Origin of the sequence: Microcoleus sp. S28C3, assembly GCF_036700785.1 — a bacterium.
GTDB lineage: Bacteria > Cyanobacteriota > Cyanobacteriia > Cyanobacteriales > Microcoleaceae > Microcoleus > Microcoleus asticus.
Window position 1 is genome coordinate 29,491 of record NZ_JAUBPO010000062.1, and the last position, 16,732, is coordinate 46,222.

Here is a 16,732-nt window from a genome sequence, read left to right on the forward strand (position 1 = left end):
TCGCTGAAAGCTTTATGATTCGCCGCTACATTGCTAGCATGCTCAAACGTACCTGCGCCGCAACCGCCTTGCTAGCCTTAACTTTGGGATGTTCGTCAACGAAGCCGCCCAACACCGCAGCGACATCGGGTTCGATCGAATCCCCAGTCCTAGCGCAGTCGCCAACGTCTCTGTTAGCTAAAAACGCCAACCTAACCCAAAAACCCCTCAGCGCTGCTTCATGCCCTCAAAACGATGCCTTCACGGAGTCAGTTAACTTTGCCACCCAAGCTTCTAATTTAGCTCAATCAGCCAATTCAAAACAAGACTGGGACGAAGTAGCCACCCTGTGGGTGCAGGCAGTCGCCTGGATGCAAGCCGTTCCCCCAGGCAGTCCCAAACGGGCGTTTGCGGAGAAAAAAGTAATCGAGTACATGAAAAACCTCGTTTATTCCCAACAGCAAGCGGGCGCAAACGGATCGCAAGCCAGTACAGTCAGCTTCAGCAGCGATTTGCTCGACGAAAAGCTAGAACTCTACTTATCTTACGTTGCTGCCGTCGGCCCGCCAGACGTTTTGATCGTCGGCAGTTCCCGCGCATTGCAGGGCGTAGATCCCAAACAGCTAAAACAATCTTTGGCCCAAAATGGCCGTCCGGGCTTAAAAGTATTTAACTTTTCAGTCAACGGCGCAACTGCACAAGTAGTTGACTTTCAACTGCGGCGGCTTTTGAAGCCGGATCATTTGCCTCAAATGATTGTCTGGGCGGATGGTGTGCGGGGGTTTAACAGCGGCCGGGACGATCGCACTTTTAATTCGATCGTCGATTCTGAAGGCAGCCAACTTTTAGCCGCAGGCGTTCGCCCCGAACTGGAGTTCGATGAACCGAATGTGATTCCCCAGTGTTACAGATTCCCGCAGCCCTGCCCTAACAACACTTTCCGCAGAGCACGGGCATCTGTCGATCGACCTTTCAGGGGCGGGCAAGATGCCCACCCCACAATCAAATTCATGTCTCGTGGGGTGGGCATCTTGCCCGTTGCTGAGAATGCTGCAAGATATCAGTTAAAACCGATCGCAGCGAATGCAGCAACTCAAAAAGCAGAATTGATTCCAGTCTGGCAGCCGACAACAGTAGCAATGAGGCAAGTCAGCGAATTGGCAGATTCGATCGACTCCAACGGATTCATGCCTATATCTAGCCGTTACAATCCCAACACTTATTATCGAGAACGCGCTTACGTTTCAGGTCAGTACGATCGCGACTACGAAAACTTCAACCTCGGAGGCAAACAAGCAACAGCCTTTAATTCAGTTGTAGCATTTACCAAAGCTCGCAAAATTCCCCTGATTTTCGTCAATTTGCCCCTCACCGACGACTACTTAGATGGAACTCGCCTGTGGGCAGAACAGCAGTTCCGGCAGCGAATGGACCAACTCTCCCGGCAAAAAGGCTTCGCTTTCCGCGACTTATCGCAGCGGTGGCCTGGCCGCAACGACTATTTTTTTGACCCCAGCCACCTCAACCGCTTTGGGGCGATCGCAGTTTCTCGCCTACTTGCGACAGATTCCAGCATTATCTGGCCGCGGCCCAAATCCAGGCGCAGCGACGGGTGAAGGAAGAAGGAAGAAGGAAGAAGGAAGAAGGAAGATGTGGAAATGCAGTCATAATATTTCTTATTCCCGGCTTTCTCCTTACCAGGCAGATCCTGGTAACGCAGATCCGCAGCCTCTGCCTCGCAATGCTCAAAAATAGTTTAAAATCTAACCTGATGTCCAAAACCAATTTGTGCGATCGAACATTTTAAGATCTTTCACTGAGCCTAAAATCTAACAATCGAAAATCCAAAATCGATAGATTGTGAACTCACTCTAAAATCTAACAATCGAAAATCCAAAATCTAAAATCTAAAATCGATAGGTTGTGCAACTAAAACAAGTAATTATTGCCCACAAAGCCAGAGATACCCTCAGCCAGCGGTGGGCAGAACAGTGTGCCCGCCAATTAGAAAGTCGCGGCTGCGACGTTTTAATGGGCCCGAGCGGCCCGAAAGATAACCCGTATCCGGTGTTTTTAGCTTCTAGTAACAGCCCAATTGATTTAGCTGTGGTGCTGGGCGGCGACGGTACGGCCCTAGCTGCGGCCCGGAATTTAGCTGCTGACGGCATCCCGATTTTGGCAGCGAATGTGGGGGGACATCTGGGTTTTTTAACCGAGTCTTTTGAGGATTTCCAAAATACCGAGGAGATTTGGGACAGACTTTCGGAAGACAAGTATGCCGTGCAGAAGCGGATGATGTTGCAGGCGGCAGTTTTTGAAGGAAACAGAACTAATCTCGAACCGGAAAGCGAGCGATTTTTGGCACTCAATGAAATGTGTATCAAACCTGCTTCAGCCGATCGAATGCCGAGCTGTATTCTAGAAATGGAAGTTGACGGCGAAGTAGTCGATCAATATCAAGGCGACGGTTTAATTGTGGCAACTCCCACCGGTTCGACTTGCTACACCGCATCTGCCAACGGGCCGATTATGCACTCGGGAATGGAGGCGATCGCAGTTACTCCGATTTGCCCTTTGAGTTTATCCAGTCGGGCGATCGTACTCCCGCCCGGTTCAGTCGTCAGCATTTGGCCTTTAGCAGATTACGAACTCAGTACCAAACTCTGGACAGACGGCGTTTTGGGGACAGCAATTTGGCCGGGACAGCGCGTAGACGTGCGCAGGGCAGACTGCGAAGCCCAGTTTATTATTTTGCGGGAAAACTATTCTTATTACGGCACTTTGAGGGAAAAACTTCACTGGGCAGGAGCCAGAATTCGGTACAGCAACAATCACCGCAATTAATCCGCATCATCCACCGTGAAACTGCATTAATCAGTGGGGCCCGCAAGCGTCAAAAAACCTCTGAAATCACCAACAATCTAGATACAAAAACCGCCCTCAGCCAACGCACAATTTCTGTACTCTGTTAAGATCGCTCAATATCTTGACAAACAGCCTGATCTATGCTGACTTTCAAAAAATCAACCCGACCTTTCAACCCTCAAGATACATATCCCTGTCCCGTGTGCCGCACCGGTCAAATTTCCACCATGCCGATGATGGACGCCCTAGCTTGCAACTTCTGCCAGCACATTTATACCGCAAGCGTTGAAAGACAATCGCTCCAAATGGCCGATCGCCAACCGCCCGTAACATGGCACTGGAACGGCAAACAGTGGATAGGAGCCCACCTCGAAGGCGTAGAATTCGGATGGCCCTATTTTGCAGCAGCGATCGGTCTAATTTTCCTTCCCACTACCTTGCTGGGACTTTCAGCTTACTATTTTCCCCCCGTTCCCGGCAGCCGGTTGTCGTGGCTGCCCGCAGCTTGGACAGGCTTAGCTTTTTTGTCCCATTTAGGCATTGTGCTGTGGTTGGTAGGTGAATTTTATCAATTCCCGGTGGCAACTTACTTCAGAGCTTGGGGGCGCAGGATTGGCCGGCGCTAGCTTGATGCTCTCAAACAGCCGATCGGCCCAGGGTGGCGCACGGGGATCGATCCAGGTAAAATTAGAGGCGATCGCAAAACTCAATTCCCAATCAGCACTTAAGCAGCTATAATCGATAGCTATTCTAAATAGTCAGATACAAACGCATTGCGATTTGTGAGGAGACGAATGAACATACTTGGAATCTCGGCGTACTATCACGACAGCGCCGCAGCCTTAATTCGCGACGGAGAAATTATAGCCGCAGCGCAGGAAGAAAGATTTTCCCGCAAAAAGCACGACGCCAGATTTCCCAAGAATGCGATCGCTTATTGCTTGAAAGAAGCGAACATAGATTTGCGGGAACTCGATCGCATAGTCTTTTACGACAAACCTTTAGTCAAATTCGAGCGCCTTCTCGAAACTTATTTAGCCTACGCACCCCAAGGTTTTCGCTCTTTCGTAACCGCCATGCCGATATGGCTAAAAGAAAAGCTTTACCTCAAAACCATGCTCAAAAGAGATCTGGCAGCAATAGCAAACTGCAAAACGAATAAACTGCCATCTCTGCTATTTACCGAACACCACCAATCGCACGCAGCATCGGCATTTTTTCCCAGCCCGTTTCAAAAAGCAGCCGTTTTGTGCCTCGACGGCGTGGGCGAGTGGGCCACAACATCGGTTTGGTTGGGAGACGGCAACGAACTTACACCTCAGTGGGAAATCGATTTTCCCCACTCCTTGGGTTTGCTTTATTCAGCTTTCACCTATTACACCGGCTTCAAAGTCAACTCTGGCGAATACAAACTCATGGGTTTAGCTCCTTACGGCGAACCCAAGTATGTAGACAAAATTCTCAACTATTTAATCGACCTCAAAGATGACGGAACTTTCCGTTTGAACATGGATTATTTCAACTATACTGTTGGCTTAACCATGACAAACAAGAAGTTTGACGAACTGTTTGAAGGGCCGCCGCGTCAAGCTGAAGGAAAATTGACTCAGCGAGAAATGGACATTGCAGCTTCCATTCAAGTTGTTACCGAAGAAGTTGTTTTGCGGCTTTGCAGAACAGTTAAAAAAGAATTGAATGTCGATTATCTTTGTCTTGCCGGGGGCGTTGCTCTCAACTGCGTTGCTAACGGCAGACTCTTGCGGGAAGGTATTTTCAAAGATATTTGGATTCAGCCGGCGGCGGGAGATGCTGGCGGTGCTTTGGGCGCGGCTTTGGCGATTTGGTACCAGTATTGCGAACAAACTCGCACTGTGAGCGCGAACTCGACAGCAAATAGTATAGAATCCCTCAAAACAGAACTTGTCACTACAAACGCAGCGGTTGAAGAGAGGACTGAAGTTCTCACTGCAAACCAAGCGGTGGCAACTGTGGCGAAGTCTGTTGCTCATTTAACTTGTCACGACCAAATGCGCGGCTCTTATTTGGGCCCGAGGTTTACTGACGCAGAAATTCTTGAATATTTGGATGCTGTAAAAGCCAGCTATCACCGATTGGACGATGCCGAATTAATGCCGCAGTTGGCTGAGATTTTGGAACAGGGAAATGTGGTGGGATGGTTCCAGGGGCGGATGGAATTTGGGCCGCGGGCTCTGGGCGGTCGATCGATCGTTGGCGATCCCCGCAGTGCTAAAATGCAGTCCGTGATGAACCTGAAAATTAAATATCGGGAATCATTTCGACCTTTTGCGCCGTCAATTTTAGCCGAACGAGTTGCGGATTATTTCGAGATTGACCATTCTAGCCCTTATATGCTATTGGTAGCACCTGTCAAAGCAAGTCTCCGCATTCCGATGACTCCCGAACAAGAGCAGTTGTTTGGCATTGAAAAGCTCAACATTCCGCGATCGGAAATTCCGGCTGTCACCCACGTCGATTACTCGGCTCGCATCCAAACTGTTCACAAAGAAACCAATCCTCGGTACTATGACTTAATCAGCCATTTTGAAGAGCGATCGGGCTGTTCTATTGTGGTAAATACGTCTTTCAACGTCCGAGGCGAACCCATTGTTTGCACTCCAGAAGATGCTTACCGCTGTTTTATGCGAACCGAAATGGACTATCTCGTTTTGGAAAATTACTTGCTTCCCAAGTCCGAACAAATTCCTTGGAAACAAGATGATGCTTGGAAAAATGAATTTGAACTAGATTAGTCATTAGTCATTAGTCATTAGTTATTAGTTATTAGTTGGTACGAATAACTAATAACTAATTCCCAATTCCCAATTCCCAATTCCCCATTTCTAATGAGCGACGAAATTAAAAAACTCGATAAAAAAGGCCTGCGCGATTTCGGGCTGCTAATTGGCGGCTTGATTGCAGTGCTGTTCGGTTTAGCAGTACCTTTACTGCGGCGCCATTCTCTACCTTGGTTGCCCTGGGCAATCGGCGCAGTCCTAATCGTGCTAGCATTGGTTGCGCCGAAATCGCTGAATCCCATTTATCACGGGTGGATGCGGTTTGGACTTATCCTCCACAAAATCCAAACGCCGATCGTCCTAGGGATAGTTTTTTACCTGATAATTTGGCCGATGGGAGTGATCAAAAACATTTTCGGCGAAGATGCAATGCGGCGAAAACTCAATCCGAAAATGGATACTTACCGCATCCCAAGTAAAGCAAGAACAAAAGTTAGTATGGAGCGTCCTTTCTAAGTGTTTGAATCAACATTAGACTTTATCAAAGATTTGTGGGCGTTTATGAGAGAACGCCAAAAGTATTGGCTGTTGCCGTTAATTGTGACTTTAGTCTTTTTGGGAGCTTTGATTGTATTGAGTCACGGTTCTGTGATTGCTCCGTTTATTTACACCCTGTTTTGAAAGAATGAGCAAGTTGAAAAATTTGGGTGTCAATTTAGGTTTGACACTCGGTGGTTTATTGATGGGGGTGATAATTGGTGAAATTGGATTGCGAGTTGCGAGGATTGAAGGCTATCCAAAAATAGGAGATTTCGTAGACTCGGCACCAACTCGTTTTCACACTTCCGATCCGAACTTGGGCTGGAAGCTGAAACCGGGTGCGTCGGGGGAATGGAATGGGGAAGGTGCGAGTTTTGTGCAGGTGAATAGCGAGGGCTTGCGCGATCGCGAACACACAAAAGCAAAGCCTCCAAATACTTTGCGTGTGGCGGTTTTGGGCGATTCTTTCACCGAAGCAGTTCACGTACCTGTCGAACAAACTTTCTGGTCGAAACTGGAACGAAAGTTAGGCAACTGCCAGGCCGTTAAGGGACGCAAAAATGTTGAGGTAATCAATTTTGGCGTGCAGGGTTATGGTACTGCTCAAGAATTGATAATGCTGCGAAAAAAAGTGTGGGATTACAGTCCTGATATTGTAATTCTTGCTTTTTTTATTGGCAATGATGTGATAAATAATTCTCCTAAACTGGAATACGATCGCTACCGACCATTTTTTGCTTATGATGCTAGCGGCAAGTTAGTAGCAGATATGTCTTTTCGCAATCTGGCGCCGATCGACCGCAACGAAAGAGCAGTTTCCTTTGTAGACCGAATGCCCAGTTTTATCGTCAACAATTCGCGAATTTTGCAAGTCATTAAAAAGGTAGACTTAGATAGGAAAAAACGAGAGTTATCCGGGGATTTTACCACATTAAGTACCCTGAACCTCAAGGAACCTCAGGATGCAGCTTGGGAAGAGGCTTGGAGGGTGACAGAGGGTTTGATTGTGACAATGCGGAATGAAGTCGTGCAGAAAAAGGCTGATTTCTTGGTTGTGACGATCGGCGATCCGATGCAAGTTAGACCGGAGGCCCAGAGGCGAAAAAATTTTATGAGAAAAAACAACATTCAGGATTTGTTTTATCCCGATAGGCGGCTGGAAAAATTGGGCGCGCGCGAGGGTTTTCGGGTACTGAATTTATCCGAACAGATCCAAGGCTACACTGAAAAATATCAAGTCTGCGCCCACGGTTTTGAGAATTCTGTACCCTGTGGGGGTCACTGGAATGAACTAGGACACCGGCTGGCTAGTATCTTGATTAACCGAAATTTGTGCCAAAATTTGAAGCAGTCTCAAGTCCCCAAAAAACAACCGTAATCAGTCAAATTTCATGAAAGATTCAACGCCACTCGAAAAAGGCAAAAATATATTAATTATAATCGCGGTTAATTTGGCGATCGCCTTTATCTGTCTGGAAACTTTGTCGCTAGCTTTTTATTTTATCAACCAAAAGCAGTTTTTTTATACCAGAACGAAAGCTAAAGAAAAAGTAGTAGAAGATATTGAAAGGATCGGAATTAGGCTAGATGAATCAATCGTAGAAAGACTGCACCCGTTTTTTGGCTACGTGCTCAAACAAGGTGCTTTTACTAATGAAAAACTAAAGTTAAAGGTCAACAAACAAGGCTTTTTTTCCCTGTACGAATATCCCTTTATTAAAACCAATAAGAATCAATTTATTATCGGAGTTTTTGGCGGTTCAGTTGCTAACAACTTTGCAGTAGATGAATATGTCAGCCAAAGATTGTCTAAAAAATTGCAGAGTTATCCAGAATTTGCCGGTCGCGAAATTGTGGTTTTAAATTTTGGCAACGGTGGCTACAAACAGCCCCAGCAGTTATTAATTTTAAATTATTTTCTGGCTTTGGGTCAAGAGTTAGATTTAGTCATCAATATTGACGGTTTTAACGAAGTAGCACTGTCAAATTTAAACAATAAAGCCCAAGTTGAAGTAGGAATGCCCAGCGTTCAACACATACAGCCTTTGACGGGTTTAGCCAACAACAACTTGTCGCCGGAAGCGATGAGTTCGATCGTGCAAATTAACGAAAACAAAAAACAGTTGAAAGCAGGTATTGACAAATTGCAAACTTGTCAGCTTGCTTTGTGTCACGCTGTTACGTCGCTACAGGTGAAACAATTAGTCAACAATTACCAGCAAGCAGTTGTCAAGTACGATCGGCAAGTCACACAATCCAACCCAGATACGGCAAATAGCGGTATAGTATACATTCCCAAAGCTGACTTTGTTTTGCAGGATGCCGCTGCTTTTGATAAAATGGCATCGATGTGGTACGAATCGTCGATCGGGATGAATCAAATTTTATCAAGTAGAAAAATTAACTATTTTCACTTTATCCAACCCAACCAGTATTATCCAACCAAGCGAGCGTTTACCGCCAAGGAAAACGAAATCGCTATTGACAAGAAGAGTCCTTACATTGAAGGGGTGAAAAAAGGTTATCCGGTGCTTTTGTCCAAAGTCGATGATTTGCAAAAAGCTGGGGTTAATGTTTTTAACGCCGTGAATATTTTAGACAATACAAAAGAGACTGTTTACAAAGATGCCTGCTGCCACTATAATTCAGTGGGAGAGGACGTATTAGCCAATTATGTTTCCAGTTCCATTATTAAAGTAGTAAGAAAGTCGAAATAGATATTTATGACAAATTTTAACTTTATTAACAAAAACCAAGAAATCATAAAAATTGCTTTAATTAACTTAGCGCTTCTACTTTTTTTCGTCGAACTCGGTTCCTTGGGATGGTATTTTGTCAAGCACAAGCAATTTTTCTATACTAGACAAAATACGCAAGATAAGTCGGCTTTAGGAATTAATTTAGAAGGAGTGCGGCTCAACGAGTCGATTGTCGAAAGGTTTCATCCTTTTTTTGGGTTTATTCAAAAACCCAGCGCAGATTTTCGACCTGGTTTTAAGGTTAACAACTACGGATTTATCTCTCCTTATGATTACCCTTTAAAAAAGACCAATAAAAATCAATTTATTATCGGAGTATTTGGCGGCTCCGTGGCTTCAAATTATGGGATATTTGAAGTTCAAAATAAAATTTTACCTCGATATATAAAGCAGATTCCGGCTTTCAAAGATCGAGAATTTGTAATTTTGTCATTTGCTACCGGAGGTTACAAACAACCGCAGCAATTATTAATTTTAAACTACTTTTTGGCTTTAGGTCAAGAATTAGATATGGTCGTCAATATAGATGGCTTTAATGAAGTAGCACTTTCTAATTTAAACAATAAAAATCAAGTCGATTTGGCGATGCCAAGCATTCAGCATATTTTGCCGCTGACTAACTTGGCAAATAATAGCCTTTCTACAAAAGCCATGAAAGCAACGATCGCAATTAAAGAAAATAAAGCTAGGATTAATCAGGGTTTGGAAAGTTTGCAACACTGTTCTTTAGCTGCGTGCGATGCTTTGACTTCTGTTTACGTTCAAAATTTAGTAAATAATTATAAAAGAGATGTCATTAAGTTTGAAAAAGCACGGACGAAACAACAAAAAGATGATAGTGGCAGCGTTATTTATATCAATACTAACAAGTCAGTTTTACAGGATTCAGTAGCTTTTCAAGAAATGGCGTTGAATTGGGCAAAAAGTTCAATTTTTATGCACAAAGTTCTCTCTGCTAGTAATGTGCCTTATTTTCATGTTCTTCAGCCTAATCAATATTATCAGACGAAAAGAGTGTTTAGCGAAGCGGAAAAGCAGATTGCTTTTAACAAGGATACTCCTTATGCTAAAGCTGTGCAAATTGGATATCCGGCTCTTTTCAAAAAGTTTCCGAATTTGGAAAAAAATAATATTGATATATTGAATGCTGTCAATGTTTTTGACAAGACTAAAGAGGCTGTTTATGTAGATAGCTGCTGCCACTACAATCAAGCTGGAGAGGTGGTTTTCAGCAATTATGTGGGCCGTTCTATTCTGGAAGCTTTGCGGAAGGATGAAATACAAAAGAAGAAGTAGGGGTGGCTTCCACTAACCATCAACGACTCAAACAAACAGTCTCAAAAACCCGCCCCCGCCCTGCTAAATTTGAATGTACATTTCGATTTACCGTGGGGTGGGGGCGGGTTTATTTATATTTTGAATTCTTGCGGAGATTGTTTGTCAAACCCGCCCATATAAAGGAAATTTACTTTTTATCTGGGCTGATGAGAACCATTGACTGTGGTGAATGGTTTTTAGGTTTTAGGTTCGGTTTTAGGTCGATCGCCCGCTGAGTCGATCGGCATTACCAATATCTTATCAACTCGATTGCCGTCCATATCGACTACTTCCACGCGCAAACCGTTCCACTCAAAATGCTCGGCTGCTGTCGGAATTTTGCCCAAATGTGTAATCACAAAACCGCCCATTGTGTGGTAACTTCCTTTGTTTTCTGCTGATATTTCTTCGAGGCCAAACAGCTCAAAAAAATCTTCGACTGGTAGCATTCCGTCTAACAGCCAAGAACCGTCTTCGCGCTGCACGGCTTCCGGCTCGTCAGCATCTTCAATCGAGGGAAAGTCGCCAACGAGTTCGACTAAAATGTCGTTAACTGTAACCAATCCTTGAATCACGCCGTATTCGTCTACCACCAAGGCAATTTGATTGCTAGATTGCTTGAAAAGCTCTAATACTTTTAACCCCCGCGTGCTTTCAGGTACAAATAAAGGCCGCCGTAAAGAAGCGCTTAAATCGAGAGGTTGACCTGTTAAAGTCCTCGACAGCATATCTGTAACGTGTACTAAACCGAGCACGTTGTCGAGGCCTCCCTGACACACTGGAAACCGAGAATGACCGCTGCCGAGCATTTTTTGGCGGTTTTCTTCTACGGAGTCGTCGAGGTCGAGCCAAGTAAGATCGGGACGCGGGGTCATTAAGGCGCTGACTCGCCGATCGCCCAAACGAAAGACTCTTTCTACCATGTCTTGTTCGGCTTCTTCAAAGGTTCCGGCTTCGGTTCCTTGCTCTATTAAAACTTTAATTTCCTCTTCTGTAACTTGCGGTTCTGTCGAGGGCGATATCCTCAGCAGTCGCATCACTAAGTCAGTGGAATAACTTAACAGATAAACCGCAGGAGCGCCAATTTTGGAGAGCATTCGCATGGGAATTGCTACGCTTGAGGCGATCGGCTCCGGGTTGTTGAGCGCTAGCCGCTTCGGCACGAGTTCGCCGATAATTAAGGTCAGATAGGTGATGGTTAAAATTGCTACTACTGAGGCGATCGTCTGAGAGTAGGGCGCGAGGCCAGGAATCAGGCGCAACAAAGGCTCTACTCTTCTAGCAACCGTCGTTTCTCCGAAAGCGCCCGATAGAATGGCCAGCATAGTAATCCCGATTTGAACTGTCGGCAAGAACTGATTGGGGGCATTAGCCAGATCCAAGGCTACGCGGGCATTGGCTGAACCTTGGTTGGCCATCTGTTGCAGTCTCACCTTCCGTACAGAGATGATGGCCATCTCTGACATCACAAACAAGCCATTGAGGAAAATTAGCAGGAGAACAATCAGAATATCGGTACTTGGGGACATTTCTAAAATTTTCGGTAGTAACGGCGAAGCGCTCTGCCCGGTTAGTCGATTTTAGATTTTAGATTTTAGATTTTAGATTGACTCCGCAGCCAGTATCTGGGGGATTTCCCTAATGTCTAAAATTCTTCGATCTTCACAACTTGAGTCGGGGGCTTGTATCCGTCTTTGGGTGCAGTCACAGGAGAGGTCTGGAAGCTGCGAATCTCGATCGCAAAATCGAAATTTTTTCTAAACCTGGCCCTATATTAACGGAACTGGCTCGATCGCGATCGCAGGATCGAGATATTAGAGCAAAAATCTATCGCCAGTTAAGTTCCAAGGCATCAACAGCACATCGGCACGATCGTGGATGTTTGTCGTACAATCTCCTTAACAGGCAAAGGGAAAGAGCCTTCGCCGATCGGGGATTAAAATTAAAAGCGCATGACTTTCTCTTCAATAATTCGTACCCTCGGGCGATCGCCCCTAGCAACAGAACTCCTCAACAAGCTCAAGCGCCATCGCTACGTGCAACTCAACGGCTTAGCCCGCTTGCCCAAAGGTTTGGTAGCTTCCGCCCTCGCACAGCAAGAAGGGCGGAGTTTACTGGTAGTGACGGCAACTCTCGAAGAAGCCGGTCGCTGGGTGGCCGGGCTGGAGGCTATGGGGTGGCAGACTGTGCATTTTTACCCGACTTCGGAGGCTTCGCCCTACGAGCTATCTTACTCGGATGAAAGCGAAATGACTTGGGGGCAAATGCAGGTGCTGGCGGATTTGGTCGAGAAACGAGAAACAAACGCTAATTCTAAGCCGATCGCGATTGTATCGACCGAAAGAGCTCTCCAGTCTCACTTGCCGCCGCCTGCTGCTTTTGAACCCTACTGTCTGACGCTGAAGCGAGGTATGGTTCAAGACTCGAAGATTTTAGACCGCCAACTTGCCTCGATGGGGTACGATCGGGTGGCTCTGGTGGAAATGGAGGGCCAGTGGAGCCGTCGGGGAGATATTGTCGATGTATTTCCGGTGGCGGCTGAGTTGCCGGTGCGGCTGGAGTGGTTTGGGGATGATTTGGAGCAAATTCGGGAGTTTGACCCGTCTTCGCAGCGATCGCTTGATAAGGTCGAGCGGTTGGTGTTAACTCCTACTAATTTTAACGCAATTATTAAAGCAGTTTTAGCTGAAAAAAAGGTTGACGAAATCAACCACCTAGGTTCTGCTGACACAGAAAATGAAACCGAAAAATTTGTCCGCAGGCTGTTGGGTTTAGCGTTTGAAAAACCCGCATCTTTGTTGGATTATTTGCCAGAAAATACTTTAGTTGTTGTTGACGAACCGCAAGGGTGCGAAGCTCACAGCGACCGCTGGTTTGAGAATGCAGAGCAACAGTGGAAAAATTGCGAGCGGGAATCTGTGGTTGCGGATGCGGGAACAGAAAAGTTGCCAATTTCTCATTTGCAAGTTCCGAAAATTCACCGCACTTTTGCTGAATCTATGGCAGATGTCGCAGGTTTCGACAGGCTAGAACTTTCAGAATTGGCAGAAGATTCGACCGCTAAAAAATTTCAAAGCTCTGCGGAGGGCGACCAGCTACCGTCTGCGATTAATTTGGCTTCTCGGCCTGTGCCGGTGATGCCTCACCAATTTGCAAAGCTGTCTCAAACGCTCAGGGAAGAGCGCGATCGGGGTTTTACTATTTTCCTGGTTTCGGCTCAACCAAGCCGATCGGTTTCTCTGCTTTCGGAACACGACTGTCCGGCGCAGTTTGTGGTGAATCCGCGCGATTATTTGGCGATCGACAAGTTGCAATTGCAGCACGTTCCGGTTGCTTTGAAGTACAGCGGGCTGGCAGAATTGGAAGGTTTTATTCTGCCGACTTTTCGGATTGTTTTAATTACGGATCGGGAATTTTACGGTCAGCATTCTCTCGCTACTTTTAGCTACGTCCGCAAGCGCCGCCGCGCTGCTTCTAAGCAAGTAGACCCGAATAAATTAAGCCCGGGTGATTATGTGGTTCACCGCCAGCACGGAGTGGGTAAATTTCTCAAGTTGGAACGCTTGACGATCGATCGCGAAACTCGCGAATATTTGCTGATTCAATACGCTGACGGTACTCTGAGGGTGGCGGCAGATCAATTGGGCGCTTTGTCGAGGTTTCGGACTGTAGGCGAGAAAGTACCAGATCTAAACAAGCTGACAGGTCAAACTTGGGAAAAAACTAAAACCAAGGTTCGCAAAGCTGTTAAAAAATTGGCAGTGGATTTGCTGAATCTTTATGCTAAAAGAGCTAAACAAACAGGTTACGCTTTTCCTCCCGATATGCCTTGGCAACAAGAATTAGAGGATTCTTTTCCTTACCAACCAACCCCGGATCAGTTGAAGGCAACTCAGGATGTGAAACGCGACATGGAGGGCGATCGACCTATGGATCGCTTGGTGTGCGGCGATGTCGGTTTTGGCAAGACAGAAGTGGCTCTGAGAGCGATTTTTAAGGCGGTTACGGCGGGCAAGCAGGTGGCTTTGCTCGCGCCGACGACGATTTTGACCCAACAGCACTATCACACGCTCTCGGAGCGTTTTTCCCCTTATCCGATCGAAGTTGGTTTGCTCAATCGCTTTCGCACTGAAACCGAGCGCCGGGAGATTCACAAGCGTTTGGCGACTGGGGAATTAGATGTGATAGTCGGTACTCAAGCTGTTTTGAGCAAAGCCATTAAATTTCGGGATTTGGGCTTGTTGGTGGTGGATGAAGAACAGCGGTTTGGTGTTAAACAAAAGGAAGCAATTAAAGCTCTCAAAACAGAGGTAGATGTTCTGACTCTGACAGCAACGCCGATTCCCCGGACTTTGTATATGTCGCTGTCGGGGATTCGCGAGATGAGTTTGATTGCGACTCCGCCTCCCAGCAGGCGCCCAATTCAGACGCATTTGGCTCCCTATAACCCGGAAGTGGTGCGATCGGCAATTCGTCAAGAATTGGACAGGGGCGGTCAGGTTTTTTACGTGGTGCCACGGATTGAGGGGATTGATGAGTTGGCCGCTCAGTTGCAGGAGATGGTACCGTCTGCCAGAATTGCGATCGCCCACGGTCAAATGGAGGCTTCGGAATTAGAATCCATTATGCTGACTTTCAGTGCGGCAGATTTCGATATTTTGGTGTGCACGACGATTATTGAGTCGGGTTTGGATATTCCGCGTGTCAATACCATTTTAATTGAAGACTCGCAGCGCTTTGGTTTGGGTCAGCTTTACCAGTTGCGGGGACGGGTGGGACGCGCGGGGATTCAAGCTCACGCTTGGCTGTTTTATCCGAAGCAGAACAAGCTGTCTGATGCTGCAAGGCAGAGGTTGCGGGCAATTCAAGAGTTCGCGCAGTTGGGTTCGGGCTATCAGTTGGCCGTCCGAGATATGGAAATTCGCGGTTCGGGTGATGTTTTGGGTACTGAACAGTCGGGTCAAATGGAGGCGATCGGTTTTGATTTGTATGCTGAAATGTTAGAGGAGGCTATTCGGGAAATTAAGGGTCAGGAAATTCCGAAAGTGGAGGACGCGCAAATCGACCTGACTTTGACGGCGTTTATTCCTGCTGATTACATCGCAGATTTGGATCAAAAGATGAGCGCTTACCGGTCTGTGGCGAATGCTAATACTTCAGAAGAGTTACAGCAGATTCAGGCTGATTGGTGCGATCGTTATGGGCCAATTCCTCTTCCAGCCCAGCAACTTATCCGTGTTGTCGAACTCAAACAAATCGCTAAAAAAATCGGTTTTTCTCGGATCAAACCGGAGAATAAGCAGCACATAGTTTTAGAAACGGCTATGGAGGAGCCTGCTTGGAATTTGCTCAAGGCTAATTTGCCGGAACATTTGCGCTCTCGTTTTGTCTACAGCAAGGGGAAGGTTACTATTCGAGGTATGGCGGTTTTGACGGCTCAAAAGCAATTGGATAATTTGATTGATTGGCTGGGTAAAATGCAGGGCGCTTTGCCGGAAGCAAATCTTTAATTTTAATATATAATCCCCAAATCTCGCGCACCGCCTAAACCACAGAATAATTCCGATGGAACCAGAAAAAATATTACTGCTGTTTTCATGATTGTTTTAGCGACAGAAAGGATTAAAATCGTGAAAAAGTTAGTGAGTATTTTTTTGGCGATCGCGCTAGTGCAAGGAGTCCCAATGGCGGTTCAATCTCAACAAATAATTGACCCGATCGATCGGGTTGTGAATGCAGGATTGATGAATAAAGATGCCAGCGGCAATTTTAATGCTGAGGGCCTTGTCAGTCGCGCTGACTTGGCGGTTATTTTAGTGAAAACTTTTGGTTTGGAACGCCGGAAAACCGCTCAAAAACCGGATATTGAATTGCCGGACGTACCGAAGAGTTACTGGGCTTACAGTGCGATTCAAACTGCTTTGAAAACGGGAACGATGAGTGGATATCGCGACGGAATGTTTTTCCCAAATCAAAGGGTGAGTCGCGCGGAAGCTTTGGCGATTTTTGCTCAAGCTTACGGGGTTTTTCAGTTTCCAGATGCCAGCATTTCGGAGATTTTAGCTAAGTATCCAGATGCAGGGGAAATCCCTAATTGGGCTAGAAAGTCTATGGCTACTGCACTTTATGAAGGGTTTGTTAATGTTGAACTCGGAACTAATAAGATTAATCCTTTGAAGCCGATGAATCGCGGAGATATCGCTTACGCTTTGAGCAAGTATTTGGAGCGGCAAGTAAGGCCAACTTCTTTGCCTGTCCGGGACGAGGAGCCTCCTAATCGCGGCATGGGAAGGTGATAGTTGTTCTGCATTTAAATTAATTTTGTGGGGCGGGCAGGATGCCCACCCCACAATAGTTTCAATAAAAAGGATTGTGAAAATTAAATGCACACCAGCTTAGTTGTAAGTTGTGGGAACCGTCTTGACGGTTACGACGTTCTTAACTGGAGTTTAGACTAAGCACAAATTTACTCAGAAGGAGCTGAGTAGAAATTATGGTGAATTTAGAGAGAGATTC

Annotated in this window: 12 protein-coding genes; 11 read left to right on the forward strand and 1 reads right to left on the reverse strand. The window is 46.1% G+C overall.

What is annotated here, in order from left to right; genetic code table 11:
- The first annotated feature begins 14 nt into the window (after positions 1–14).
- The 9 genes from QUA13_RS18845 to QUA13_RS18885 all read left to right on the forward strand — a co-directional run bounded on the left by QUA13_RS18845 (position 15) and on the right by QUA13_RS18885 (position 10,195).
- A complete protein-coding gene (locus QUA13_RS18845; protein WP_333200887.1) occupies positions 15–1,595 on the forward strand; it encodes a hypothetical protein in 1,581 nt (526 codons plus the stop codon).
- A 307-nt stretch (positions 1,596–1,902) separates the two neighbouring features.
- On the forward strand, positions 1,903–2,823 hold the full coding sequence (locus tag QUA13_RS18850; protein WP_333200888.1) for an NAD(+) kinase: 921 nt from the start codon (positions 1,903–1,905) through the stop codon (positions 2,821–2,823).
- Between the two features lie 161 nt (positions 2,824–2,984).
- Positions 2,985–3,470 carry a hypothetical protein gene (locus tag QUA13_RS18855; protein ID WP_333200890.1) on the forward strand — a complete coding sequence of 162 codons (486 nt, stop codon included), beginning with the start codon at positions 2,985–2,987 and terminating at the stop codon, positions 3,468–3,470.
- A gap of 168 nt (positions 3,471–3,638) precedes the next feature.
- Positions 3,639–5,615, forward strand: coding sequence for a carbamoyltransferase (locus tag QUA13_RS18860; RefSeq protein ID WP_333200892.1), 1,977 nt, complete (start codon positions 3,639–3,641; stop codon positions 5,613–5,615).
- A gap of 93 nt (positions 5,616–5,708) precedes the next feature.
- Positions 5,709–6,116: an SxtJ family membrane protein gene (locus QUA13_RS18865; protein ID WP_333200894.1), complete on the forward strand. Its 408-nt coding sequence runs from the start codon at positions 5,709–5,711 to the stop codon at positions 6,114–6,116.
- Positions 6,117–6,281: a DUF5989 family protein gene (locus tag QUA13_RS18870; protein WP_333044816.1), complete on the forward strand. Its 165-nt coding sequence runs from the start codon at positions 6,117–6,119 to the stop codon at positions 6,279–6,281.
- Between the two features lie 4 nt (positions 6,282–6,285).
- Positions 6,286–7,518: an SGNH/GDSL hydrolase family protein gene (locus QUA13_RS18875; RefSeq protein ID WP_333200896.1), complete on the forward strand. Its 1,233-nt coding sequence runs from the start codon at positions 6,286–6,288 to the stop codon at positions 7,516–7,518.
- Positions 7,519–7,531: 13 nt separating this feature from the next.
- On the forward strand, positions 7,532–8,857 hold the full coding sequence (locus QUA13_RS18880; RefSeq protein WP_333200898.1) for a hypothetical protein: 1,326 nt from the start codon (positions 7,532–7,534) through the stop codon (positions 8,855–8,857).
- A gap of 6 nt (positions 8,858–8,863) precedes the next feature.
- Positions 8,864–10,195, forward strand: a complete 1,332-nt coding sequence (locus tag QUA13_RS18885; RefSeq protein WP_445242725.1) for a hypothetical protein — start codon at positions 8,864–8,866, stop codon at positions 10,193–10,195.
- Positions 10,196–10,413: 218 nt separating this feature from the next.
- Here the strand turns inward: QUA13_RS18885 and QUA13_RS18890 are convergent, their stop codons facing one another.
- Positions 10,414–11,745, reverse strand: a complete 1,332-nt coding sequence (locus QUA13_RS18890; RefSeq protein WP_333200902.1) for a hemolysin family protein — start codon at positions 11,743–11,745, stop codon at positions 10,414–10,416.
- Between the two features lie 423 nt (positions 11,746–12,168).
- On the opposite strand from QUA13_RS18890, the gene mfd reads away from it, so the two are divergent.
- Complete coding sequence (gene mfd, locus QUA13_RS18895; RefSeq protein WP_333200904.1) at positions 12,169–15,726, forward strand: transcription-repair coupling factor; 3,558 nt, start codon at positions 12,169–12,171, stop codon at positions 15,724–15,726.
- A 120-nt stretch (positions 15,727–15,846) separates the two neighbouring features.
- On the forward strand, positions 15,847–16,512 hold the full coding sequence (locus QUA13_RS18900; RefSeq protein WP_333200906.1) for an S-layer homology domain-containing protein: 666 nt from the start codon (positions 15,847–15,849) through the stop codon (positions 16,510–16,512).
- Positions 16,513–16,732 lie beyond the last annotated feature (220 nt).

Excerpts from the sequence above, each read along its gene's own strand:
- QUA13_RS18845 (WP_333200887.1), top strand. The coding sequence starts at position 15 with ATGATTCGCCGCTACATTGCTAGCATGCTCAAACGTACCTGCGCCGCA.
- QUA13_RS18855 (WP_333200890.1), top strand. The coding sequence starts at position 2,985 with ATGCTGACTTTCAAAAAATCAACCCGACCTTTCAACCCTCAAGATACA.
- QUA13_RS18860 (WP_333200892.1), top strand. The coding sequence starts at position 3,639 with ATGAACATACTTGGAATCTCGGCGTACTATCACGACAGCGCCGCAGCC.
- QUA13_RS18865 (WP_333200894.1), top strand. The coding sequence starts at position 5,709 with ATGAGCGACGAAATTAAAAAACTCGATAAAAAAGGCCTGCGCGATTTC.
- QUA13_RS18875 (WP_333200896.1), top strand. The coding sequence starts at position 6,286 with ATGAGCAAGTTGAAAAATTTGGGTGTCAATTTAGGTTTGACACTCGGT.
- QUA13_RS18880 (WP_333200898.1), top strand. The coding sequence starts at position 7,532 with ATGAAAGATTCAACGCCACTCGAAAAAGGCAAAAATATATTAATTATA.
- QUA13_RS18885 (WP_445242725.1), top strand. The coding sequence starts at position 8,864 with ATGACAAATTTTAACTTTATTAACAAAAACCAAGAAATCATAAAAATT.
- QUA13_RS18890 (WP_333200902.1), bottom strand. The coding sequence starts at position 11,745 with ATGTCCCCAAGTACCGATATTCTGATTGTTCTCCTGCTAATTTTCCTC.
- mfd (WP_333200904.1), top strand. The coding sequence starts at position 12,169 with ATGACTTTCTCTTCAATAATTCGTACCCTCGGGCGATCGCCCCTAGCA.